Below are 22,540 nucleotides of genomic sequence, written 5' to 3'. Positions count from 1 at the left end.
CCTATATACATAGGACGGATGTTCCGTGGTACCACCTATATTCAAGAAAGTAGTTAGATTGTAAATAAATCAACCTTCTACTTTCGAGCACTCTAGAATTTGATTAACGCTCAAACACGCTTCTGCCTACTCTTTACTTCGTTCATTCAGCAAAAGGACTAAGTGGGCTACCTTCAGTAGTAATTACTATGTATTTTCACCAACCATACACTCTCTAAAAAGTAATTAAAACATACTCTTCCCAAATATTATATTCATTTACTTAATTATAGTATAATGGAAATTCACATAAGTCAATCTATTAGGAGGAATTTTATGAACCCTTGTGCCTTCGGTACCAAAGATCCAATTTATATAGAATATCATGATCAAGTTTGGGGTCAACCTATGTATGATAGTAAAGATTTATTTAAACTATTGGCATTAGAATCTCAACATGCTGGTCTATCTTGGCTTACGATACTAAAGAAGAAATCCGCTTATGAAGAGGCATTTTATCAATTCGATCCTAAAAAGGTAGCGGCAATGACCGATCAAGATGTCGACAACTTAATGACATTTCCCAATATTGTTCATCATAGAAAGAAATTAGAAGCTATTATTGCACAAGCGAAAGGTTATTTAGAAATTGAGAAGGATTACGGTAGCTTTAGTACGTTTTTATGGTCTTATGTGAATGGTAAACCCATCGACATGGGATATGTAAAGCCTGAAGATCGTATTACGGTTGATGATCGTGCTAAAGCATTGTCCAAAGATTTAAAAAAGTATGGTTTTAAATTCCTAGGTCCAGTAACAGTATTTTCATTTTTAGAGGCAGCTGGATTATATGATTCACATTTGCAAGATTGTCCTCAAAAACCTAAACATGATTAAACTTTAAAGACGTATATCTTAGCTTACAAAATAAGCTTTTGATATACGCCTTTTTTATTAATTCTATTAAACTTTTTTACGATCGCTTTGATCTATATTTCAAGAAATAATTAATTAATGGAGCGATTAAAAATAATATAAAGAAGATTCTAAATATATGATAACTAGATATCATAGCCACATCTGCTCCTGTTTCAATTGCAACTAATACAATTTGGCTCATGCCTCCTGGCGCTGCACCTAAAAACAACTCATTGATTGAATCATGTGTAAAGAAATGTAAGATACAAACCATTATGAAAGCACTTAATATAAGCATAATATTTTGAAACGCAATCGCTACGGCTATTCTACCTTTCAAGTCTGAAAGCAAACGAGCTATTTGTAGGCCTATTCGAATCATATACACCACTTGTGCTGTTGCTAGTAACCAATTATCTAATGCAAATGTCACATCAGTCGTAATATTCCAGATGATTAGAACCACAATTGGTGCCAATAATTGTTTGGTTGGAAAATTTATCTTAGCCATTATCCAATAAACTACAACGATTGCCAATACAATAAATATAAATTGCCAAATATTTAAAACATCAGTTAAAGGTTTTGCTTTAACTATAGTTTCTCCACTACTTTGATTATTTTGGAAAAAATATGAAATTAATGGCACTAAAATCACAACGAATATAATTCTAGATGTTTGTGTTAAACTCACAACTAAAATATTAGCATTTTTATCTTCCTCTGCCATAACTAACATTTGGCTTAAAGCACCAGGTATTACACTTAGAATGGCTGTTTCGGTATTTACGTCTGCTATTTTCTTAAATAATAATGCGATTAAAAGTGCTAACACGAGCAAAAGAACTGAAACGAGAATAATTGTTAACCAACTTGCTTGAATATCTTTTATAACAGTTCTAGTAAATGTAGTTCCTATTTGAACACCTAAACAAATCAGACCAATTTGGCTAATCCAAAACGGCCATTTAATATCTAATTTAAGTACTTTTATACATAAAATAGCTGCTATAATGGGGCCAAACATAAAAGGTAATAATATATGTGATATCTTTAATAGCAAACTTATGATAATGGATAATGCTAATATAATTAGGTTATTTCTATTTATTATCTTCATACGCACACTACCTTTTATAAATGTGTGAAATGGTAAAAACTCAGTTATTTCAAACATACTCATTCAAATAATTTCATTATATATTAATAGCCTGGGTATAATATCCCAGGCTAAAAATGTAATTAATTTTCCTTTTATTTTACAATACGACTTAATGAATTATCAAATGCTTGTATTGTTTTTTCAATATCTTCTTTAGTATGTGCTGTTGATAAGAAAGTCCCTTCAAATTGAGATGGTGGCAGGAATACACCTTCTTTTGCCATTTCTCTATACATCTCACTAAATAATTTCAAATCACTTTTATTGGCTTGTTCAAAATTAGTCACAGGACCTTCATTTAAGAAATAACCTATCATTGATCCAGCTCTATTTACTGTTATAGGTACCTGATGCTTAGCAAAGACTTCTTTAAGCCCTTTTTCAAGTAAATCTCCTAGTTCATTAAAATAGTCATATGATTCAGGTGTTAATTGACTTAGTGTTTCATAACCACTTGTCATTGCTAATGGATTACCTGATAAAGTACCTGCTTGATAAATATTTCCTACTGGTGCGATGTGATCCATGATCTCTTTTTTACCACCAAACGCTCCGACAGGTAAACCTCCACCTATAACTTTACCTAAACAAGTTAAATCTGGTGTCACTCCAAAATAGCCCTGCGCACAGTTATAACCAACTCTAAAACCAGTCATAACTTCATCAAATATTAGCAATGAACCATATTCATTAGTAATATCTCTTAATCCTTGTAAAAAGCCTTCTACGGGAGGAACTACACCCATATTACCAGCAACTGGTTCAACTATAACTCCAGCAATATCATCCCCATATTTTTCAAATGCTAGACGTAATGAATCTAAATCATTATATGGTACAGTAATGGTATTTTTTGCAATACCTTCTGGTACACCTGGTGAATCGGGTAAACCTAATGTTGCTACTCCAGATCCAGCCTTAATTAATAATGAGTCACTATGACCGTGATAACAACCTTCAAATTTAACAATTTTATTGCGTCCAGTATAACCGCGCGCTAATCTTAATGTATCTAATGTAGCTTCCGTACCTGAAGATACCATCCTAACTTTCTCAATAGAAGGTACTCTATCAATAACCAATTGAGCTAGTTTATTTTCTTGTAGTGTAGAAGCACCAAAACTAGTGCCGTTATCTACTGCTTTGTGAAGATTTTCGATAACTTGTTTATTTTTATGACCTAAAATAAGCGGTCCCCAACTTAAAACATAATCAATGTATTCATTACCGTCAATATCATATATTTTCGAACCTTCTGCATGATCCATAAAAATTGCAGGTGTATCCACAGATTTAAAAGCACGCACTGGACTATTTACACCGCCAGGCATTAAATCTTCAGCAATTTCCATTGCTTTTATTGATTTTTCATATCCCATAAATGTTGCCTCCTCATAATTAATCTCTTTGTTATTTATCTAGATATTGACAAATATCTTTAGCAAAATAAGTAATAATCATATCTGCTCCAGCACGTTTCATTGAAACCATTTGTTCCATAACAATCTTTTCTTCATCGATCCATCCATTTAAGGCAGCGGCTTTAGTCATACTATATTCGCCACTTACATTGTATGCAACAACAGGCACATTAGTATGATTTTTAACATCTCTAACTATATCTAAATAACTTAAAGCAGGTTTAACAATCATCATGTCACATCCCTCTTTTAAGTCACTTTCAAGTTCTCTCAATGCCTCTAAACGATTAGCAGGATCCATTTGATATGTTTTACGGTCGCCAAATGAAGGGGCTGAATCAGCAGCGTCTCTGAATGGTCCAAAGAAACTTGATGCATATTTAATACCATAACTCATAATTGGTACATTTTGATAACCAGCATCATCTAGTCCTTGTCTAATTTCAGCAACAAATCCATCCATCATATTACTTGGTGCAATAATATCTGCACCCGCCTCAACTTGAGAAATTGCAGTTTTAACAAGTAATGGTAATGATTTATCATTGTCTACATCATGTGTGTGATCGTCAATGACACCGCAATGCCCGTGATCTGTATATTCACATAGACATGTATCAGCAACAATTAATAAGTCACTATACATTTTTTTAGCAATACGTGTTGCTTCTTGTACAACGCCATTATGATCATATGCACCAGAACCAACATCATCTTTATCGTTTGGCACACCAAAGAACATAATTGCTCTAATACCTAGGTCATACGCTTCTTTTATTTCTTCGTGTAATAAATTTAAACTGATTTGATATACACCTGGTAATGACTTAATTTCAGTTTTAATATCATCTTTTTCAACTACAAAAATTGGGTAAATTAAATCTTCTTTTCTTACATGTGTTTCGCGAACCATATCTCTCATTGTTTGAGAAGAACGTAGTCTTCTATGTCTATCAAATTTCATTTTAGTCCCTACTTTCTACTACTTTATCTATCAATGCCTCTAAAGTTTGTTTATCTGCAACAATGACTGGTTGATTATATGAATGTATCGTATTTGCCGTTTGCTTGCCAATTGCAAAATAGTGATCAAACTTAGGTATTGGGTCTTCATTAAAATAATAACGTACTGAAGATGAACTTGAAAATGTTAAAGCATCAATTTCTTGATTAAAAATTAATGATTTAACTTCATTTATATGTTGATAATGTGGTACTGGCTCGTACAAATCAATTTTAACAACATCATTATTTCGAGCTAATGTTTCTTTTAATAATGGACGTGCTTGTTTACTAGAAGGTATGAGGATATTTTGATTATATTTTTGAAATTCACTAATTAATCCTTCTTGTGAGTAATCCTGTGGAATTAAATCTACAGGGATTTTTAATTCACGACAATATTGAGCAGTTTTTACACCAACAACTGCGATTTTTTTGTAATTTACCAAATATAGATAAGGCAAAAAATATTTAACTGCATTTTTAGACGAAAAAATAAGCCAGTCATAGTTATCTTTTAACAAACGCAAATCAAATTCAAGTGGTTTTATATCTATAAATGGTTTGTGAATAATTGTAACCAAATCACTTTGAATTTCACTTGTTTGTGTCATAACTACAACTGGTTTCATTTTAAAAAGTCACCTCGAAGATTATTGTTCTTCATTTAATTTTCTAATAATTTCATAAGCGCCTTGTTCTTTTAGAACACGACTCACTTCTTTACCTAATTCTGTTGGAGATTCGCCAATAGCTGTATGTTCATATCGTTCTGTACCGTCAGGTGTCATAATTAGCCCAGTAAATTCAATTTGTTGTTGGCTATTAATAGTTGCATATCCACCAATTGGTACTTGGCAACTTCCATCCATTTCGGCTAAAAATGTTCTTTCTGCAGTAACGCATTTTTCAACATCTTTATTATGAACTTCTTGCAATAGGTCTAATAATTCTTTATCATCACTTCTGCACTCAATGCCAAGTGCACCTTGACCAATAGCTGGAAGTAAAACATCTTTATCTAAATAGGTTGTTACAATATCGTCAGACCAACCCATTCGTCTTAAACCAGCTGCTGCTAAAATAATGGCATCATAGTCTTCTGTTTCAAGCTTTTGTAATCTCGTATCAATATTACCTCGTATCCATTTGATTTCTAAATGAGGATACTTAGATAAAATTTGAGCCCCTCTTCTTAAAGAGCTTGTTCCAATAATACTGCCTTCAGGTAATTCTCTTAAAGGTGTATGATTTTTGGAAATATAAGCATCAAAAGGAACCTCTCTATCAGGAATACAACCCAATGTTAGTCCTTCAGGTATCACACTAGGTACATCTTTTAAAGAATGAATAGCCATATCAATTTGTTTTTCAAACAATTCGTTTTGAATTTCTTTAACAAATAAACCTTTTCCGCCGACTTTAGATAATTGCTTATCTACTATTCGATCGCCTTTCGTAACTATTTCTTTAATCTCAATATCCAATTCTGGACGTACCTGTTTCAATTTATCAATAAATTGTTGGCTCTGAGTTAAAGCTAGTTTACTTCTTCTTGATCCAACTACTAACTTGCGCATGTTCTGCTGCCTCCTAGAAAAACACTCGTTCTCTTATCCAACCTATAAATAATTTTACAAGCCATTTTACGAAAAATGGGTAGTGAAAAATAGGTTGAACATACATAAACAGAATAAAATAATATTAAAATATATTAGGTTCTTTTGATTGATAATCTTTTTCACTCTAAATATTAAATAAATACCATACAATAACGTAATGACGGTAGAAAAAATAACCTTAGGATCAATAAATATGCGCTGACCTACTGAAAATACACCCCATTGTGCACCTAGAATAATACTAAAAATTAGTATAATCCATCCTGCCAAAGTGGTAAAAAAAACAATAGCTTCTAAAGTAGCTACGCTACCTATTCTAAAATATTTCTGATCAAAATTCTTCTCTTTTAAATTACGATATTGAATGATATAAAGTAAACAATTTACGAATGCTAAAGCAAAGAATGCATAGCTCAAAATTGCTAAACCAATATGGACAAGTAACAATTCATTAATAACTGCCACTTGTTGTACTTGGCTATGATAACGGTCAGGTTGAAATGTGTTCATTGCCATTAATACAAAACCAATTAAATTTAAAAAGAACACAGAAAAATTCAAAGTTTTTATCACATTCAAAATGAGTGATAAAGATATAATAATCCATGTCAGTGAGAAAAATACATCAAATAGCGATCCTAATGGTGCGTGTTTCGTTTGTATAATAAAAACAGATAAAGAGATTGTTTGTAAAACCCAAACAATCCCCAATGTATATATACCCAAAACTCTAATTTGATGACTTTTACGCACAAAATCTAGAAAATAGCAAACAATGCTAATTAGATAAATGATTAATATTATTTCATGAAATCGAATAAACAGGTTTTCTTGCATATCATCACCATATTAATATGCTTATTCAAAACTAAAAATTCGACGTGCTGAAATTTCCTTAGCTTTATTTTCTTTGTGTTGTCTCGCTTGTTCATAAGGGTTATCAGCTTCTATGTCAAAAATGCTTTGAAAGAGCTCTAATTTTTCGTTACTTTTCTTATCACTACTTAATTCTTTAGCCTGCTTAATAGGGTCTTTTAACATTTGATTGATTATACTTTTAGTATGTTTAGAAATAATCTTTCTTTCTCTCTCTGATAAATCTGGTAATTTTCTATCAATACTATCCATTGTTTCAGATTGAATATTCATTGCTTTTTCACGTAAAGCTCTAATGACTGGTACAACACCTAACATATTTACCCAATCATTATGAGTATCTATTTCACTAGGTATTTGATCAGCAATTGTTTGTGCTGCTAATTGACGCTCTCTTAAATTCGCATCAACCAAACCTTTCAAGTCATCAACATCGTAATTAAATATATTGTTGATTGCATCAATACCAGGCTCAATATCTCTTGGAACTGCAATATCAACTAATAATAAAGCGTCTAATTTTCGTTGATTAGCTATAGATTCAACTAAATCATTAGTAATAATATACGACTCTGAACTTGTAGAACTAATTACAATATCAGCTTGTTGTAATAAAACTGGTAATGCATCTAGTGAATCAAATTTAACTTGATGTTTTTCAGCTAATACTTTAGCTTTACCTACTGTTCTATTAACAATTGTTATATTTGTAATACCTGACCCTAACAGATTTAAGAGTGATAATTCACTCATTTCCCCTGCACCAATAATGACAGCTTGTTTATATTTTAGTTTTCCGAATACCTTTTTAGCTAATTCAACTGCAGCATATGAAACACTAACTGCATTATCTGCAATATCTGTTTCACTATGTGCTCTTTTAGCAAAAGTAATTGCCTGTTTAAATAAATGATTAAAGATAGTACCAGTTGTACCCGTTTCTTGAGCTAAGAAAAATGCGTCGCGCATTTGCCCAAGTATTTGTGTTTCTCCAAGTACAATGGAATCTAAACCAGAAGTGACGCGCAATAGATGTTCTACAGCTTCGTCCCCCACTTTGACTTCTGACATGTCTTTAATGTCATCTACTTCAAATCCAAATTTACGTGCTAAAAATCTTTGAACGTAATAACGTCCGGTATGAATTTGATCAACAACGGCGTATACTTCGGTACGATTACATGTAGATAAGATGACGTTTTCTAAGATGGCTTTAGTTTCATATAAATCTTCATGGGCTAATCGTAAGGCATCATCTCTAAAAGCAACTTGCTCTCTTAGTGCTACATTAGCAGTTCGATGATTTATGCTTATTGCAATAAAATGCATTTATAACGCCCTCCATATACTTACAATAACCTTAGTATAACACATTTGCATTGATTATTAAGTTCATTGCTCAAATAAATTAGAAAGATTCTAATCTAACTTCAATTTTTGTCAAATTTGTTAAATTTGAATTTATATATGAAGATTTAGTCTAGAATATCAGAAAAATTATTATGAATAATTAAAATGATTATAAATAAGACTCTATCAAATCCCATATTTGTTGTTGTTTATTATTTTTTATAGAAGAATAGCTAACTATAGTATCTCCTTCTTCTAAATCTAATTTGTTTTTGATATTATTTAAATGCTTTTGTACTTTCCCTTTTGGTATTTTATCTTCTTTGGTACAAATGATTAAAGTTGGAATATCAAAATGTTTTAAATAATTATACATAAGTACATCATCTTCAGTTGGATTATGTCTCAAATCAACGAGTTGAATGACCAATTGTAATTTTTGACGTGTTGTTAAATACTCTTCGATCATTTTTCCAAACTTTTCTCGTTGAACTTTACTTACTTTAGCATAACCATAACCTGGTACATCTACAAATACTAATTGGTCATCAATATTAAAGAAATTCAACGTCTGTGTTTTACCCGGTTGTTGTGAAGTACGAGCCATGTTTTTTCGCCCAATCATACTATTGATAAATGATGATTTACCAACATTTGAACGACCACTTAATGCTACTTCAGGTACATCTGTTTCTGGATATTGTGCTTCTTGTACAGCACTTATAATTAAATCTATATTATTAGGATTAATTTTCATTGGTGATCCTCACTTTTCTTATTTCTCACATTAACACTTTACCATTACTTTTATCTCTATGTCATCCTAGTTTTAAGAAATACAAATGTTGAATGATAAATACATAAAAAAAGAGCCACAATAACATGTGGCTCTGTACCATAAATATTAAATTATGCAGATGTTTTACTATCATTGATTAAATTACCTTCTGAATCATATAATTCAGGTTCGACTTCATCATTGATCGTTTGTTCTGTAATCACTACCTTAGTTACATCTTCTGATGAAGGTACATCATACATTATATCAATTAGCGCTTCTTCAATAATAGAACGAAGTCCTCTAGCACCTGTCTTACGTGCAATAGCTTTTTCACTAATAGCAGACAATGCTTCCTCACTAAATACTAACTCGACGTTATCGAGTTCTAACATTTTAGTATATTGTTTAACTAGCGCATTTTTAGGTTGCGTTAAAATATTTTTAAGCGCATCTACATCTAAAGTTTCTAAATTAGCAACAATTGGTACACGTCCAATAAACTCAGGAATCAATCCGTAAGATTGTAAATCTTCTGGTCTAATTTGCTCTAATAACGCTTCTTCATCATATTTATCAGCTTCATTACTAGCGAAACCAATGACTTTCTCACCTAAACGACGTTTGATAACTTCATCAATTCCATCAAAGGCACCACCAAGGATGAATAAAATATTTGTTGTATCAATTTGTATCAATTCTTGGTTTGGATGTTTACGTCCACCTTGAGGAGGCACACTTGCAGTAGTACCTTCTAATATTTTAAGTAATGCTTGTTGCACACCTTCACCTGAAACATCACGTGTTATAGATGTATTTTCAGATTTTCTTGCAATCTTATCAATTTCATCTACATAAATAATACCTTTTTCAGCTTTATCAATATCAAAATCTGCCGCTTGAATTAAACGTAATAAGATATTTTCTACGTCATCACCAACATAGCCAGCTTCTGTTAAACTTGTAGCATCTGCGATTGCAAATGGTACATTTAATGTTTTAGCTAATGTTTGTGCTAATAATGTCTTACCACTACCTGTTGGTCCGATTAATGCAATGTTACTTTTTTGTAATTCTACATCATCTTCATTAGGACCTAATTGTTGAATACGTTTATAGTGATTATATACAGCTACAGATAAAGCTTTTTTAGCTTTTTCTTGACCGATAACATATTCATTCAAATGATCCATAATTTCTTTAGGAGTTGGTAATTCAGTTAATTCCTCTGAAGAATTTTGTGCTAACTCTTCTTCAACGATTTCTGAGCATAATTCAATACACTCATTACAAATATATACGCCACTTCCTGCAACTAATTTCTTAACTTGATCTTGATCTTTACCACAGAAAGAGCATTTTAAATTTTCTTCATCTTCATTGAATTTGAACATTCTTTTTTACACCCCTATTCCATAAAGACTATACTAGATAGCATTCTATAATGCAACATAATAACATTTCAATTGATTTGCTTGAAAATAGGAAGGAGTGGGACTGAATTCAAACTATAACAGATTGAACTCATGGCCCCACCCCACAAGATAATATATCTTATTCATCCTACCTATCAATGTTATTAAAACAATACAATATCAAATTGAATATCGCTTAATAGAATAGTATTAGTCTTCTTTGCTACCTTCTACTAATTTAGCATTGTCTTTTAATAAATCGATAACTTTTTGGATGCGAACATCATTTTTAACGATATCAGTATTACCTAATGTGTTTTTGATATCTTCAACTGAAATGTTGAATTGTTCACTCATTTTTTCAAGTTCTTTATCAATATCTTCGTCTGAAACTTCGATATTTTCAGCATCAGCAATAGCAGTTAATGTTAAGTTTGTTTTAACACGTTGTTCTGCATCGTCTTTCATTTGTTCTCTTAATTGAGACTCATCTTGTCCAGAAATTTGGAAATATGTTTGTAAATCTAACCCTTGTTGTTGGATTCTTTGACCAAATTCTTGAACCATACGATCTAATTCAGTATCGATCATTGCTTGAGGAATGTCGATTGTAGCATTGTCTGTTGCTTTTTTAATTGCTTCTTCTTTTTCAGTGTTTTCAGCTTCAGTCGCTTTTTGTTCAGCAAGACGTTTACGTAAGTTTTCTTTATATTCATCAACTGAATTAGCTTCTGCATCTAACTCATTAGCAATTTCATCATTTAATTCTGGAACATCTTTATATTTGATTTCATTTACTTTTGTTTTGAAAGTAGCTTCTTTTCCAGCTAATTCTTCAGCATGATACTCTTCTGGGAATGTAACAACAACGTCTTTTTCTTCTCCAGTTTTCATGCCTTCTAATTGTTCTTCAAAACCTGGGATGAATGAACCTGAACCAACTTCTAAGTCGTAACCTTCAGCTTGTCCACCTTCGAATTCTTCACCATCAACTGAACCACTGAAATCAATATTAACTGTGTCGCCATTTTCAACAGCGCCGTCTTCTTTTTTGACTACCATTTCAGCCATGTGGCCTAAACTATGGTTAATTGATTCTTCTAATTCTTCATCTGTTAGTTCAGAATCTTGTTTTTCAATTTCTAAACCTTTGTAGTCACCTAATTTAACTTCTGGTTCAACAGTTACAGTAGCTTCAAAAATGAAATCTTTACCTTTTTCAATTTGAGTTACGTTAACTTCTGGTTGAGCAACTGGATTAATACCAGTTTCATCAATAGCTTCACCGTAAGCTTCTGGTAATAAAATGTCTACTGCATCTTGATATAATGCTTCAACGCCAAAGCGTTGTTCAAAAATTGGACGAGGCACTTTACCTTTACGGAATCCAGGTACATTAATTTGTTTAACTACTTTTTTAAATGCTTGATCTAATGCTTTATCTACTTTTTCTGATGGAACAGTAACAGTTAATAATCCTTCGTTACCTTCCTTTTTTTCCCAAGTTGCTGTCATGTATAAATACCTCCATGAATAACTATTTTATTTTTTCAACTTCCCTATTATAGCATAGGTCATTTGTGTACACAAACATTGAAATTGCAACGTTTGCGAAATAATTTATTACTAATTTCAATTAAAATTTACGTTAAACGATTTATGCATTATTTGCAAGAAATTGGGGTTATCATTGCTTATCTAATTTATAGATATATGATAAAATTTCTTGTTTCGCAATACTATCATCTATACCTAACATTGATTTAAAATAAACATCATACGCGACAATCCAATCTTCTATTGGAAATAGCGTTTCAATATTAAGGGGATATAGCAATATAGAATGATTATTCATGATATGGCTTGCTTCATCAACAATATGTATGGCGCCATTTTCAAGATTCTCAATCACTTTTGGCAATACAATCGATTTTAAAGTCGTGTGTTCTAGCCCACTTAAATCTTTAGGAATAATGTCAACTGTTGTACCATATTTGGTAATTGTGACGCTAGTTTCAGACTGTGCAAATCTTAAGTATTCTAACATCAAACTTATAATGTTATTTTCTACATTAGCATGACTTAATAAATAATGAATTGTTTCTTTGAAATCATAATGCCCATTATCGATGAGTTGAAGTAGAACATGCGTTTGTTCTCTTGTATTTAATTGATTGAATTGAGCTAATGAATGAGTCAATTGTTCTCGATTTGAATCTAGTTTAGATTGTGCGTATTCTTTTAACGGGAATAATTCCATTCTGGTTTTATGATCTCGTACTTCATCAATAATTTGATTAATCACTTCTACTGATTCATAGTACTGTTCTAAGCCATTTAAACTTTTAACATAAAATATCATTAACTCATCGTACTTGTTTAAACCTTGTTTAAGCAAAATGATAGCTTCTTCTCTCAATTCCAAAAATGCTCCCATTTGATATAGCATATCGCACTTTTTAATTGAGAGTGCTTCATCTAACTCAAACTGGCTTTCATATTGTTCAAATAATTCATACATTTTGTCAAAGTCTTGTTTTAATTCAGCTTTTCTAATATCTTCTTTTAGCTTTTTCTCAGATAATGGGAATGGGATGATATCTGACATTTAATTTGCACCTCAATTATTATAAATCTTGAAGAATTAATGCACTCCATGTCTCAAAGTCATCGTATGATTCTATTTTCCCTTTTTCAATCCATTTGATTCTTAGCGTATCCGTTTCTTTAGCTTCTACATCATTTGAATTGACTGTTATTTTAAATACTACACCCATATGAACTTTACCTACTTCATTATTGTCATCATTGATAAAACCTAGGTATTCCATATTTTGAGAATCTTCAGTAGGCAAACCTACTTCTTCTTCTAATTCTCTTTGGGCATTTACTCTCAGTACTTCATTAATTGAATCTGCCCCTACTACATCATTCATGTGTCCACCGACGCCAATCGAAGATTGTCCGTGCAATCTTTCTTCACCGCCGCCAGAAAGACGTTCATAAACAAGAATTTCACCATTTTGATTTTCTAATAAACAATATGAAATAAGTTGTTTAAAACCTGGATCCTCTTCCATGTCTCCTCTACGTTTCACATCATACTGTCTTAATGAATTAAAAATATTATTACCTTTTTCATCATTTTTTGATAAAAATCCATTGAATGCATTCTTTTCATTATCGAAAAGCGTTGTTCTTGGCACTACTATAATTTGCTCATCAAATTTAGACATATTAAACTCCTTTATATTTTCTTTATGATATTATTCTATCAAACTTATTTTTGATTCGCGATGATTAACGTATCTTCTTAATTTATATCAATGCTTAAACAATTTTATATTTAAATAGAAAGATATATAAATAAAAGCTGAGACATCATATAAATGTCTCAGCTTTTATGAGTTAAGCTTATTTTAAAGCGTCTTTAGCTTTTGATACTAATTCACCGAATGCTTTATCGTCTGAAATAGCTATTTCAGATAACATTTTACGGTTGATATCGATGTCAGCTTTTTTCAATCCGTTCATTAAACGTGAATAGCTGATATCATGTTTACGTGCTGCTGCATTAATACGTGTAATCCATAATTTACGGAAATCACGTTTACGTTGACGACGGTCACGGAATGCGTATTGACCTGATTTCATTACTTGTTGTTTTGCTACTTTATATAATGTATGTTTTGAACCGAAGTAACCTTTAGCTAATTTAATCGTTTTTTTACGACGTGCTCTTGTTACTGTTCCACCTTTTACTCGTGGCATATTAAATTCCTCCTTAGATACTATCTACGTAATTATTCTTTATTCGTTAGTCGTATTATTTTTTATAAGATAATAATTGTTTTACACGTTTCATATCGCTTTTAGAAACTAATCTACTTTTACGTAATTGACGTTTTTGTTTAGTGTTTTTGTTTGCAAATAAGTGAGATGTGAAAGCTCTTGAACGTTTTAATTGACCTGAACCAGTTCTTTTAACACGTTTCGCTGCTCCACGGTGAGTTTTCATTTTAGGCATGATTCATTTCCTCCTAGAAATTATTATTAATTATTTTTCATTAATTGGTGATAACATAAGGAACATTTGACGGCCTTCCATTTTAGGCTTTTGTTCGATTGTTGCAAGGTCTTTACATTCTTCAGCAAATTTTTCTAACTGGCGTTGACCAATTTCTTTGTGAGTAATGGCACGACCTCTGAAACGAATTGAAACTTTACATTTATCGCCTTTAGAAAGGAATTTACGTCCGTTTTTCAATTTTGTTTGGAAATCATGTTCCTCAATTGTTGGACTTAAACGAATTTCTTTAACGTTAATTGTTTTTTGTTTCTTCTTCATTTCTTTTTCTTTTTTCTGTTGTTCGAATTTGAATTTACCGTAATCCATAATTCTTGCAACAGGTGGTTTAGCATTTGGTGCTACGATTACTAAATCTAAATCAACACGTTCAGCCATTTCTAACGCTTCTTGTTTTGATTTAACACCTATTTGTTCACCATCTTGACCTACTAAACGAAGTTCTTTTGCACGAATTTTCTCATTAATTTGAGTCTGATCTTTTGCTATGGTTGACACCTCCCAGAATTTTACGAAATTGTCCCAAGCAAAAAAGAAGAGCGAGTATCACTACCCGCTCTTCTTCACACATTAATTGTGTAACATGATTAACCTGCCAACTGCTTGTTGCGTCGCTACAGGTGAGAAGCGGGAGCTTCTACTTGGTTCGTTTCGTATTCAACGTTATTAATCATATCAACAATAAATGTATTCGTCAACTACTTTTTTTATTAATCGTGATGTCTTACTTCTTCCATTGACACATCTTGACGTAAATCTACCTGTTCTAATGGGATTTTCTTTGTTTTATATCTTACTTTATGATAAATAAAGAATGCTAAGAATACTGGAATACCCATATAAGTAATAATAAATCTATTTAAATCAAAGTCTCCTGTTTTAATAAAATCGACATCTTGACCTAATATTACGATAATACATAAAAATCCAGCAAATATCGGGCCAAATGGGAATAATTTAGCCGTATATTTTAGTTTAGATTTATCATAATTTTGTTTATCAAATGCACGTCTAAATCTATAATGACTTACAGCTATACCGACCCAAGCAATGAATCCTGTCATACCACTAGCAGCTACGATATATTCATATGCATCACCACTAAAATGTTGTACTGCAAAAATCACTACAACAATAATTCCAGTTACAATTAATGATATGTGCGGCACACCATTTTTATTCGTTTTTGAAAATGAATTAAACGCTAGTTTATCTTTACTCATTGAATATAGCATTCTAGTAGATGCATACATTCCTGAATTACCTGCAGATAATACTGATGTTAAAATAACTGCATTCATAAATGATGCTGCAAATGCAAGTCCAGCATTCTTGAATACTAATGTAAATGGTGATGTAGAGATACTATTTTCTCCACCCATAAGTGCACTACTATCATAAGGTATTAACATACCAATGATGAATATAGCTAATATATAAAATAATAATATTCTCCAGAATACTTGTTTAATAGCTTTTGGAACGGCTCTTTCAGGATTTTCAGATTCCCCTGCTGTTATCCCTATCAATTCAGTACCTTGGAATGAGAAACCAGCAACTAGGAATACCCCTAATATTGAAAGTAAGCTCCCTCCTAAGTTGCCACCAAGGATTGGGCCGCTTCCTTTAGTAAACGTTTCAAAACCAACGAATTTACCGCCCATAATACCTACAATAGTTAATAAACCTATCACAATAAATATGATGACAGTAACAACTTTTATTAGTGCAAACCAATATTCACTCTCACCATATACTCGAACTGACAATGAGTTAAGTGCAAAGATAATTACTAAAAATATACAACTCCAGACCCAAGCAGGCACACTTTGCATTGGGGACCAATATTGTATGACTTGCGCGGCAATTGTTACATCTGCAGCTACAGTAATAACCCAGTTAAACCAATAATTCCATCCTAATGCAAATCCAAGTGATGGATCTACAAATCGTGTGGCGTAAGTACTAAATGATCCTGAAACTGGTAAATATGTGGCCATCTCGCCAAGTGATGTCATTAAGAAGAATACCATTGCTCCAATAATCGCATATGCAATCAAAGCACCTAATGCTCCAGCACTGTGAATGGCTCCACCCGAAGTCATAAATAGACCTGTACCAATACAACCACCAATGGCTATCATAGATATATGACGGTCTTTTAAACCTCTTTGTATACCTTCGTTTTGACTTTTGTTTTTACTCATAGAAGATTCCTTTCTTTGTATTTAGAGGCAGTTATGATTTTGTTTTATTATTTATTAAAGAAACAACACGTTAAGTTCTATATCTTCATTTATATGACTACACGATACCTCACTTAATCATGTTACTTTTATTTATAAATTTAAAACAAAAAAGTGGCTACATACCTTTAAGATATGCAACCACTTTGCTTTTATCTATATAAGGTAGCTCATCACATTCTGTGACAGTACAGTTTCTTTCGAGAACTGTCCCAACAAATCATAATTATGGTTATCACTTGTTTCGGCAATATTACCTTTAACTTGTTCAACATACGTCCCATAAGACTTCTGACAAGCGACTCTTTAATATTGCAACCTCTAACTCAACTTTTTATTTAACTAACTTGTAATATACATGAACTGCGCTTAAATTTCAAGTTTATCTATGCTTTTTCAAACGGATTTCGTCTACTAAATTCCAGATGAATTCATCTTTTTCTAATGTCTCTTGGTCTTGTGAACCATACTTACGAACATTTACTTCATTGTTTTCTGCTTCTTTATCTCCTACCACGATTTGGTATGGAATTTTTTGCATTTGAGCTTCACGGATTTTATAACCCATTTTTTCATTACGGTCATCGATTTCAACACGTACGCCTTGAGATTTCAATTCATCTTGTATTGATTTTGCATAGTCGTAATGTAAATCTAAATTAACTGGAATAATTTCTACTTGTTTCGGTGCTAACCAAGTTGGGAATGCACCTTTAGTTTCTTCAGTTAAGAATGCAACAAATCGTTCCATTGTAGATACAACTCCACGGTGTATCACTACTGGTCTATGGTGTTCTCCATCCTGACCAATATATGTCAGTTCAAAACGTTCTGGTAATAAGAAATCTAGTTGTGCTGTAGATAATGTTTCTTCTTTACCCATAGCTGTTTTAACTTGAACATCCAATTTAGGCCCATAAAATGCCGCTTCACCAATAGCTTCTTCGTATGATAATCCTAATTCATCAGCCGCTTCTTTAATCATGTTCTCAGCCTTATTCCACATTTCATCATCATCAAAATACTTTTCTTTATCTTCTGGGTCTCTATAACTTAATCTGAAACGGTAGTCTTCGAATCCAAAGTCTTTATATACATCTTGAATCATGTTAACTACACGTTTGAATTCTTCTTTAATTTGATCTGGTCTAACAAAGATATGTGAGTCATTTAAAGTCATACCTCTTACACGTTGTAGTCCTGATACAGCCCCACTAGCTTCGTATCTGTGCATAGTACCTAATTCGGCAATACGAATAGGTAATTCTCTATAAGAATGTGGTTTATTATTATAAACCATCATATGGTGTGGACAGTTCATTGGACGTAATACCATTTCCTCTGTCTCATCTAATTTCATTGGGGGGAACATATCCTCTTGATAGTGATCCCAATGTCCTGAAGTTTTATATAAATCAACATTTGCTAAAACTGGTGTATATACGTGGTCATATCCCATACTTACTTCTTTATCCACAATATAACGTTCAATTTCACGACGAATTGTAGCACCATTAGGTAACCATAGTGGTAAACCTGCACCAACAAGTTGACTATTAGCAAATAATTCTAAATCTTTACCGATTTTACGATGATCACGTTCCTTACGTTCTTCCAACATTTCTAAATGTGCTTTTAAATCTTTTTTATCAAAGAACGCAGTACCGTAAATACGTTGTAGCATTTTATTATTACTATCTCCACGCCAGTACGCGCCAGCTGTTGATAATAATTTAAATTCTTTTATTTTAGACGTAGATGGTACATGAACCCCTCTACATAAATCAGTAAATTCCCCTTGAGAATATAATGTCACATTTTCATCTTCAGGTATTGCATCAATTAATTCTAATTTGTATGGATCATCTTTGAAGAATGCTTTAGCTTCATCCCTAGTAACTACTTTTCTTTCGATTTTATGATTCTCATCAACAATTTTTTTCATTGTTTTTTCAATTTTTTCAAAGTCATCTGATGAAATTTTTTCTTCAGTATCAAAATCATAGTAGAAACCGCCTTCGATGACAGGACCTACACCAAATTTAACATCCCCGTATAAACGTTTTAATGCTTGAGCCATCAAATGTGCAGTTGAATGACGCAATACTTCTAATGCTTCATCACTACCTGGTGTAACGATTTCAATTTCACCATCTTCTTCTAACGGTCGTGTTAAATCTACCATTTGTCCATTAAATTTACCTGCAACTGCCTTTTTACGTAGCCCTGGACTAATTGATTGCGCTATATCTTCAGTAGTAGTGCCTTTATCAAATGCCTTTGAATTACCATCTGGAAATTGAATATTAATTTGATCCATACTATTACCTCCTAAATTATAAAAATCATATCGTTGACTTATTGAATAAAAATCAATGTAAAAGTGTAGAGAAAATAAAAAAATCCCGCCCCTGAATCAGGGACGAGATTGTCGTGGTACCACCCTAGTTAAGCGTTAAAACCTTACTCATTTAAAAATAAGTTATTTAACGACTTCTCTACATAAGATAACGGTCTTGAGCCGAGTATTCATTACAAATACCATGCATTAAAGTAGTAATAATTTAATATATTAACCGTATTCTCATCAATCAACGGCTTTCTGTGTAACAGTGATTAAATTATCATGTCTTCAACAGTTTCAACGATTTAGATTTGATTCTATTATACAACATTTTATGAAAATATCAATTGTTTCTAAAGTTTTCACCTTTCAAGAAATAAGGTGTGGATAATGTTTTAATGCGTTCAATAATTCTAGCCGCTTTTGTTTTTTCTGCGCCTTCACGTGTCATTGATAAATGATGTTCTAATTCATCATAACTTAAATTTGAAGTAAAGAAAGTGGGTAATTCATGAATCATTCTGTAATGCAATAAAGGCCCAATAACTTCATCTCTAACCCACGGCGTTACTTCTTCTGCACCGATATCATCTAACATTAATATGTTGGCTTCTCTAATTCTTTGTAGTTTTCTTTCGTAACTACCATCTTTAAACCCACCTTTTAGTGTACGAATGTATTCGGGAAGATAAACTATTGTAGATGGCACTTTTTTAGCTTTAAGTTGATTTGCTATAGCACCTAAAATAAATGACTTTCCAGTACCAAAAGGTCCATACAGATAAAGCCCTTTGACATTTTCACCATTAATTAACTTTTTGCATATATCATTAACTTGCATTGCAATATCCAAACGATTTCGTCCAGTAGTATAAATATCTTTAATTTTTGCATTTAAGGTATCTCTCTGCATATGATGTGATGTAATCAATTGAGAATTAAGTCTTTCTTCATCATATTTTACTTTACATGGACATGGCAAATAGCGAATTTTAATGCGTTCGTTTTCAATATATAATTCTGGCACATGACCTTTAACAAAGTTAGGACACTCATTATAATTATGCCCATCATAGTGCTTTTGTTGGTCTTTATATTCTTGTAGGACGTTTAAGTCTTCATCAATCATAGCATTGGTTAGTTCTGATTGGTGTTCATTTAAAAATTGCTTCACATCAGGATCATTTACAACCTGTTGACGTATTTTAGCAATTCTCTTTTCGAAATCTTTATTTGAACCTACAATATTCTTAAAGCTTTCCATCTAATCCTCCTCCCAATCTTTATTTAATTGTTCTAAGAATGCTTGTCTATCCTTTTCAAATTGATCGTCTTTTTCATCTTTTGAAAGTGCTGTAGCGTTTGGATTATCTCTTTCTTCTAACCATTTAGGCGTTTTCTCCCTAGAAACCAATTTACTTTTACGATTATAGCCTTGATATGATTGTGATTTATTCTCGTTTGATGGTTTAGGTTGATTAACTTTCAAGGCATATTCATAAGCTTGCTTAGCCGTTGTTATACCTTTCTTTTTCCAATTTGAAGCAATTTCAAAAATATAAGATTTGGGTAATTTCATATCTTCTTTAAGCATAACAAATTGTAATAAGATGTTAATAACACCGAAGTTCATTTTTTCTCTATGAATTAATTCTTCAATCATATTTTTTTGAGATAATGTTGGTTCTGATTCAGACCAAGATGCTAACATATCAATCGGACTCGTCTGTTCTAACAGTTGAAGCCATTGTTCCGTGTCATTTTCAGGATCAGGAATTTCATTATTTTGGGTCGAAATGTCACTGTGTTTAATGTTTTTATTCAATTCTAACTTAGGTAATTGATTTTCATGTTCTATTAAATAATAAGAACGTGCCTGTTTACGCATCTCTTCAAAAGATAATTGCTGCGCACTTGTAATTGAATTCAATATAATATGTTTCATCGCATCAGCCGTTAAACCATATAAAGTTGCGAGTTGAACAATTAGACTTTTAGCATCCTTTGTCACTATTTCATTTGAGATGAAATGGTTATGTAACATCTGTTTCAACATATCAAAATCAAAAGATTCATTAGATAAATCCAATCCTTGATATTCACTCGCTTTAGGTATATTTTGTGTATCGATATCTAATATTCTATTGGGTACTTTAAAGACATCTGTAAACTTTCTGGTTGTTTGCTGATACTGTGATAAATCTCTAAAAGTTTGTTCAAAATGTTTCTTTAGAACCTGATATCTTTTTTTATCAACTTCACTATATAAAAATACAGATAACATAGGATCATTGAAAAATTGAGATGGTGACGGAGGTTGAATCAATTGATATATAAAATGTGTTTGTTGTTCATCATGTTTTACAAATGATTTCATCAAACCAATGGCTTCTAATAAATCCATTTGATTTCTAAAGTCGATTAAATTTTCTTTAAGTTCATTCATAATGACATAATGGGTGAGTGGTTGCTCAACATCATTTGAAAATTGATGCATAAAGTGATATAAACCAATTGCTTGAGGCCCAATTAAAGGTGTAAACAGTCGATTTAATATTTCAAGATGCTGTGAATTTAAATAAAAATCTTGAATCACTTCAAAACTATCTTGTGGTCTTAAACCTAATTCAAAGGAATTTAACCCCATTTATAAATCACTCCGTTTATTATCATTCAGAATACCTTGCATTGAAGCTAACAGTTGGTCAATATCTTTAAACTCTTTATAAACAGAGGCAAAGCGAACATAAGAAACTTGATCTACATGCATTAATAAGTTCATTACATGTTCTCCAATTTCTCTAGATGAAATCTCAGTATGCCCCTCATCTCTTAATTGCCACTCCACTTTATTAGTTATATCCTCTAGTTGTTGATATCTCACTGGACGTTTTTCACATGATCTAACTAATCCATTCAAGATTTTTTCTCTTAAAAATTGTTCTCTAGTTCCATCCTTTTTCACTACTATTAATGGACTCACTTCTATATGTTCGAATGTTGTAAACCTTGTACCACAATTTTCACATTCTCTTCTTCGACGAATCGCGTTCGCATCTTCTGCATGACGTGAATCTACTACTCTTGAATGTGTTGAATTACATTTTGGGCATTTCATGATTGTCACCCTTTTCTATTTAGATTATGCTCAATTATACTATAAATTCACACGTTACAAAAGAAAGCACCTTTTAAATTATATGTCTAAAAGTGTAAACTAATTTATATCATTAAATATAACAACCTAAATAAAAAATGTGACATTTTCAAAAATGATGTTAAAGTCAACTTTTTTCTATTTAATTTCTAGATAACTTTGGCATCTACATTTTATTTTGAA

21 protein-coding genes, 1 riboswitch and 2 other annotated features are annotated in these 22,540 nt (G+C 31.9%); of the genes, 1 reads left to right on the top strand and 20 read right to left on the bottom strand.

What is annotated here, in order from left to right:
- Positions 1 to 7: 7 nt before the first annotated feature.
- Positions 8 to 258 (bottom strand) — a binding site (T-box leader).
- A gap of 57 nt (positions 259 to 315) precedes the next feature.
- Positions 316 to 876, top strand: a complete 561-nt coding sequence (locus EL082_RS05510; RefSeq protein ID WP_002467137.1) for a DNA-3-methyladenine glycosylase I — start codon at positions 316 to 318, stop codon at positions 874 to 876.
- Positions 877 to 952: 76 nt separating this feature from the next.
- On the opposite strand, the gene EL082_RS05505 is transcribed toward EL082_RS05510, so the two are convergent.
- The 20 genes from EL082_RS05505 to nrdR form a co-directional block, all read right to left on the bottom strand.
- Positions 953 to 2,017, bottom strand: coding sequence for an AbrB family transcriptional regulator (locus EL082_RS05505; RefSeq protein ID WP_002467135.1), 1,065 nt, complete (start codon positions 2,015 to 2,017; stop codon positions 953 to 955).
- A 134-nt stretch (positions 2,018 to 2,151) separates the two neighbouring features.
- The gene (gene hemL, locus EL082_RS05500) at positions 2,152 to 3,438 is read right to left on the bottom strand and encodes a glutamate-1-semialdehyde 2,1-aminomutase (protein WP_002467134.1); all 1,287 of its coding nucleotides are present in this window, start codon (positions 3,436 to 3,438) and stop codon (positions 2,152 to 2,154) included.
- Positions 3,439 to 3,469: 31 nt separating this feature from the next.
- Positions 3,470 to 4,444 (bottom strand): porphobilinogen synthase, encoded by a 975-nt coding sequence (gene hemB, locus EL082_RS05495; protein ID WP_002467140.1) that lies wholly within the window; start codon positions 4,442 to 4,444, stop codon positions 3,470 to 3,472.
- Position 4,445: 1 nt separating this feature from the next.
- Complete coding sequence (locus EL082_RS05490) at positions 4,446 to 5,114, bottom strand: uroporphyrinogen-III synthase (RefSeq protein WP_015364926.1); 669 nt, start codon at positions 5,112 to 5,114, stop codon at positions 4,446 to 4,448.
- Between the two features lie 21 nt (positions 5,115 to 5,135).
- The gene (hemC, locus tag EL082_RS05485) at positions 5,136 to 6,062 is read right to left on the bottom strand and encodes a hydroxymethylbilane synthase (RefSeq protein WP_015364925.1); all 927 of its coding nucleotides are present in this window, start codon (positions 6,060 to 6,062) and stop codon (positions 5,136 to 5,138) included.
- Positions 6,063 to 6,128: 66 nt separating this feature from the next.
- Complete coding sequence (locus tag EL082_RS05480; RefSeq protein WP_019235944.1) at positions 6,129 to 6,941, bottom strand: cytochrome C assembly family protein; 813 nt, start codon at positions 6,939 to 6,941, stop codon at positions 6,129 to 6,131.
- Between the two features lie 21 nt (positions 6,942 to 6,962).
- On the bottom strand, positions 6,963 to 8,309 hold the full coding sequence (gene hemA / locus EL082_RS05475) for a glutamyl-tRNA reductase (RefSeq protein ID WP_019235945.1): 1,347 nt from the start codon (positions 8,307 to 8,309) through the stop codon (positions 6,963 to 6,965).
- A 190-nt stretch (positions 8,310 to 8,499) separates the two neighbouring features.
- On the bottom strand, positions 8,500 to 9,087 hold the full coding sequence (gene yihA / locus EL082_RS05470) for a ribosome biogenesis GTP-binding protein YihA/YsxC (protein ID WP_002467202.1): 588 nt from the start codon (positions 9,085 to 9,087) through the stop codon (positions 8,500 to 8,502).
- 152 nt (positions 9,088 to 9,239) lie between these two features.
- On the bottom strand, positions 9,240 to 10,502 hold the full coding sequence (gene clpX / locus EL082_RS05465; protein ID WP_002451774.1) for an ATP-dependent Clp protease ATP-binding subunit ClpX: 1,263 nt from the start codon (positions 10,500 to 10,502) through the stop codon (positions 9,240 to 9,242).
- A gap of 231 nt (positions 10,503 to 10,733) precedes the next feature.
- Positions 10,734 to 12,038 (bottom strand): trigger factor, encoded by a 1,305-nt coding sequence (tig, locus tag EL082_RS05460; RefSeq protein WP_015364922.1) that lies wholly within the window; start codon positions 12,036 to 12,038, stop codon positions 10,734 to 10,736.
- Positions 12,039 to 12,210: 172 nt separating this feature from the next.
- Positions 12,211 to 13,131 carry a hypothetical protein gene (locus EL082_RS05455; RefSeq protein ID WP_049415037.1) on the bottom strand — a complete coding sequence of 307 codons (921 nt, stop codon included), beginning with the start codon at positions 13,129 to 13,131 and terminating at the stop codon, positions 12,211 to 12,213.
- A 19-nt stretch (positions 13,132 to 13,150) separates the two neighbouring features.
- On the bottom strand, positions 13,151 to 13,759 hold the full coding sequence (locus EL082_RS05450) for an NUDIX domain-containing protein (RefSeq protein WP_002467531.1): 609 nt from the start codon (positions 13,757 to 13,759) through the stop codon (positions 13,151 to 13,153).
- 178 nt (positions 13,760 to 13,937) lie between these two features.
- On the bottom strand, positions 13,938 to 14,294 hold the full coding sequence (gene rplT / locus EL082_RS05445) for a 50S ribosomal protein L20 (protein ID WP_002451770.1): 357 nt from the start codon (positions 14,292 to 14,294) through the stop codon (positions 13,938 to 13,940).
- Between the two features lie 55 nt (positions 14,295 to 14,349).
- Positions 14,350 to 14,550 carry a 50S ribosomal protein L35 gene (rpmI, locus tag EL082_RS05440; protein WP_002451769.1) on the bottom strand — a complete coding sequence of 67 codons (201 nt, stop codon included), beginning with the start codon at positions 14,548 to 14,550 and terminating at the stop codon, positions 14,350 to 14,352.
- A 30-nt stretch (positions 14,551 to 14,580) separates the two neighbouring features.
- Positions 14,581 to 15,108, bottom strand: coding sequence for a translation initiation factor IF-3 (gene infC / locus EL082_RS05435; RefSeq protein WP_002466019.1), 528 nt, complete (start codon positions 15,106 to 15,108; stop codon positions 14,581 to 14,583).
- 27 nt (positions 15,109 to 15,135) lie between these two features.
- Positions 15,136 to 15,259 (bottom strand) — a sequence feature (ribosomal protein L20 leader region).
- 61 nt (positions 15,260 to 15,320) lie between these two features.
- On the bottom strand, positions 15,321 to 16,817 hold the full coding sequence (locus EL082_RS05430; protein ID WP_002466018.1) for an amino acid permease: 1,497 nt from the start codon (positions 16,815 to 16,817) through the stop codon (positions 15,321 to 15,323).
- A 197-nt stretch (positions 16,818 to 17,014) separates the two neighbouring features.
- A riboswitch (Lysine riboswitch) is annotated at positions 17,015 to 17,188 on the bottom strand.
- A 50-nt stretch (positions 17,189 to 17,238) separates the two neighbouring features.
- A complete protein-coding gene (gene thrS, locus EL082_RS05425; protein ID WP_103286285.1) occupies positions 17,239 to 19,176 on the bottom strand; it encodes a threonine--tRNA ligase in 1,938 nt (645 codons plus the stop codon).
- Between the two features lie 367 nt (positions 19,177 to 19,543).
- Entirely contained in the window at positions 19,544 to 20,464 is a 921-nt protein-coding gene (gene dnaI / locus EL082_RS05420; RefSeq protein ID WP_049415042.1) for a primosomal protein DnaI, read from the bottom strand.
- Positions 20,465 to 21,847, bottom strand: coding sequence for a replicative helicase loading/DNA remodeling protein DnaB (locus tag EL082_RS05415; protein WP_002466027.1), 1,383 nt, complete (start codon positions 21,845 to 21,847; stop codon positions 20,465 to 20,467).
- Positions 21,848 to 22,318, bottom strand: coding sequence for a transcriptional regulator NrdR (gene nrdR / locus EL082_RS05410; RefSeq protein WP_002451763.1), 471 nt, complete (start codon positions 22,316 to 22,318; stop codon positions 21,848 to 21,850). It abuts the gene before it with no gap.
- Positions 22,319 to 22,540 lie beyond the last annotated feature (222 nt).

This window comes from Staphylococcus warneri (assembly GCF_900636385.1).
Taxonomy (GTDB): Bacteria; Bacillota; Bacilli; order Staphylococcales; family Staphylococcaceae; genus Staphylococcus; species Staphylococcus warneri.
This window is presented reverse-complemented; position numbering and strand designations above follow the sequence as displayed.

Excerpts from the sequence above, each read along its gene's own strand:
- hemC (WP_015364925.1), bottom strand. The coding sequence starts at position 6,062 with ATGCGCAAGTTAGTAGTTGGATCAAGAAGAAGTAAACTAGCTTTAACT.
- EL082_RS05415 (WP_002466027.1), bottom strand. The coding sequence starts at position 21,847 with ATGGGGTTAAATTCCTTTGAATTAGGTTTAAGACCACAAGATAGTTTT.
- rplT (WP_002451770.1), bottom strand. The coding sequence starts at position 14,294 with ATGCCACGAGTAAAAGGTGGAACAGTAACAAGAGCACGTCGTAAAAAA.
- EL082_RS05480 (WP_019235944.1), bottom strand. The coding sequence starts at position 6,941 with ATGCAAGAAAACCTGTTTATTCGATTTCATGAAATAATATTAATCATT.
- EL082_RS05505 (WP_002467135.1), bottom strand. The coding sequence starts at position 2,017 with ATGAAGATAATAAATAGAAATAACCTAATTATATTAGCATTATCCATT.
- hemL (WP_002467134.1), bottom strand. The coding sequence starts at position 3,438 with ATGGGATATGAAAAATCAATAAAAGCAATGGAAATTGCTGAAGATTTA.
- rpmI (WP_002451769.1), bottom strand. The coding sequence starts at position 14,550 with ATGCCTAAAATGAAAACTCACCGTGGAGCAGCGAAACGTGTTAAAAGA.
- hemB (WP_002467140.1), bottom strand. The coding sequence starts at position 4,444 with ATGAAATTTGATAGACATAGAAGACTACGTTCTTCTCAAACAATGAGA.
- thrS (WP_103286285.1), bottom strand. The coding sequence starts at position 19,176 with ATGGATCAAATTAATATTCAATTTCCAGATGGTAATTCAAAGGCATTT.
- EL082_RS05490 (WP_015364926.1), bottom strand. The coding sequence starts at position 5,114 with ATGAAACCAGTTGTAGTTATGACACAAACAAGTGAAATTCAAAGTGAT.
- hemA (WP_019235945.1), bottom strand. The coding sequence starts at position 8,309 with ATGCATTTTATTGCAATAAGCATAAATCATCGAACTGCTAATGTAGCA.
- EL082_RS05455 (WP_049415037.1), bottom strand. The coding sequence starts at position 13,131 with ATGTCAGATATCATCCCATTCCCATTATCTGAGAAAAAGCTAAAAGAA.
- clpX (WP_002451774.1), bottom strand. The coding sequence starts at position 10,502 with ATGTTCAAATTCAATGAAGATGAAGAAAATTTAAAATGCTCTTTCTGT.
- yihA (WP_002467202.1), bottom strand. The coding sequence starts at position 9,087 with ATGAAAATTAATCCTAATAATATAGATTTAATTATAAGTGCTGTACAA.
- EL082_RS05510 (WP_002467137.1), top strand. The coding sequence starts at position 316 with ATGAACCCTTGTGCCTTCGGTACCAAAGATCCAATTTATATAGAATAT.
- EL082_RS05450 (WP_002467531.1), bottom strand. The coding sequence starts at position 13,759 with ATGTCTAAATTTGATGAGCAAATTATAGTAGTGCCAAGAACAACGCTT.
- nrdR (WP_002451763.1), bottom strand. The coding sequence starts at position 22,318 with ATGAAATGCCCAAAATGTAATTCAACACATTCAAGAGTAGTAGATTCA.
- tig (WP_015364922.1), bottom strand. The coding sequence starts at position 12,038 with ATGACAGCAACTTGGGAAAAAAAGGAAGGTAACGAAGGATTATTAACT.
- EL082_RS05430 (WP_002466018.1), bottom strand. The coding sequence starts at position 16,817 with ATGAGTAAAAACAAAAGTCAAAACGAAGGTATACAAAGAGGTTTAAAA.
- dnaI (WP_049415042.1), bottom strand. The coding sequence starts at position 20,464 with ATGGAAAGCTTTAAGAATATTGTAGGTTCAAATAAAGATTTCGAAAAG.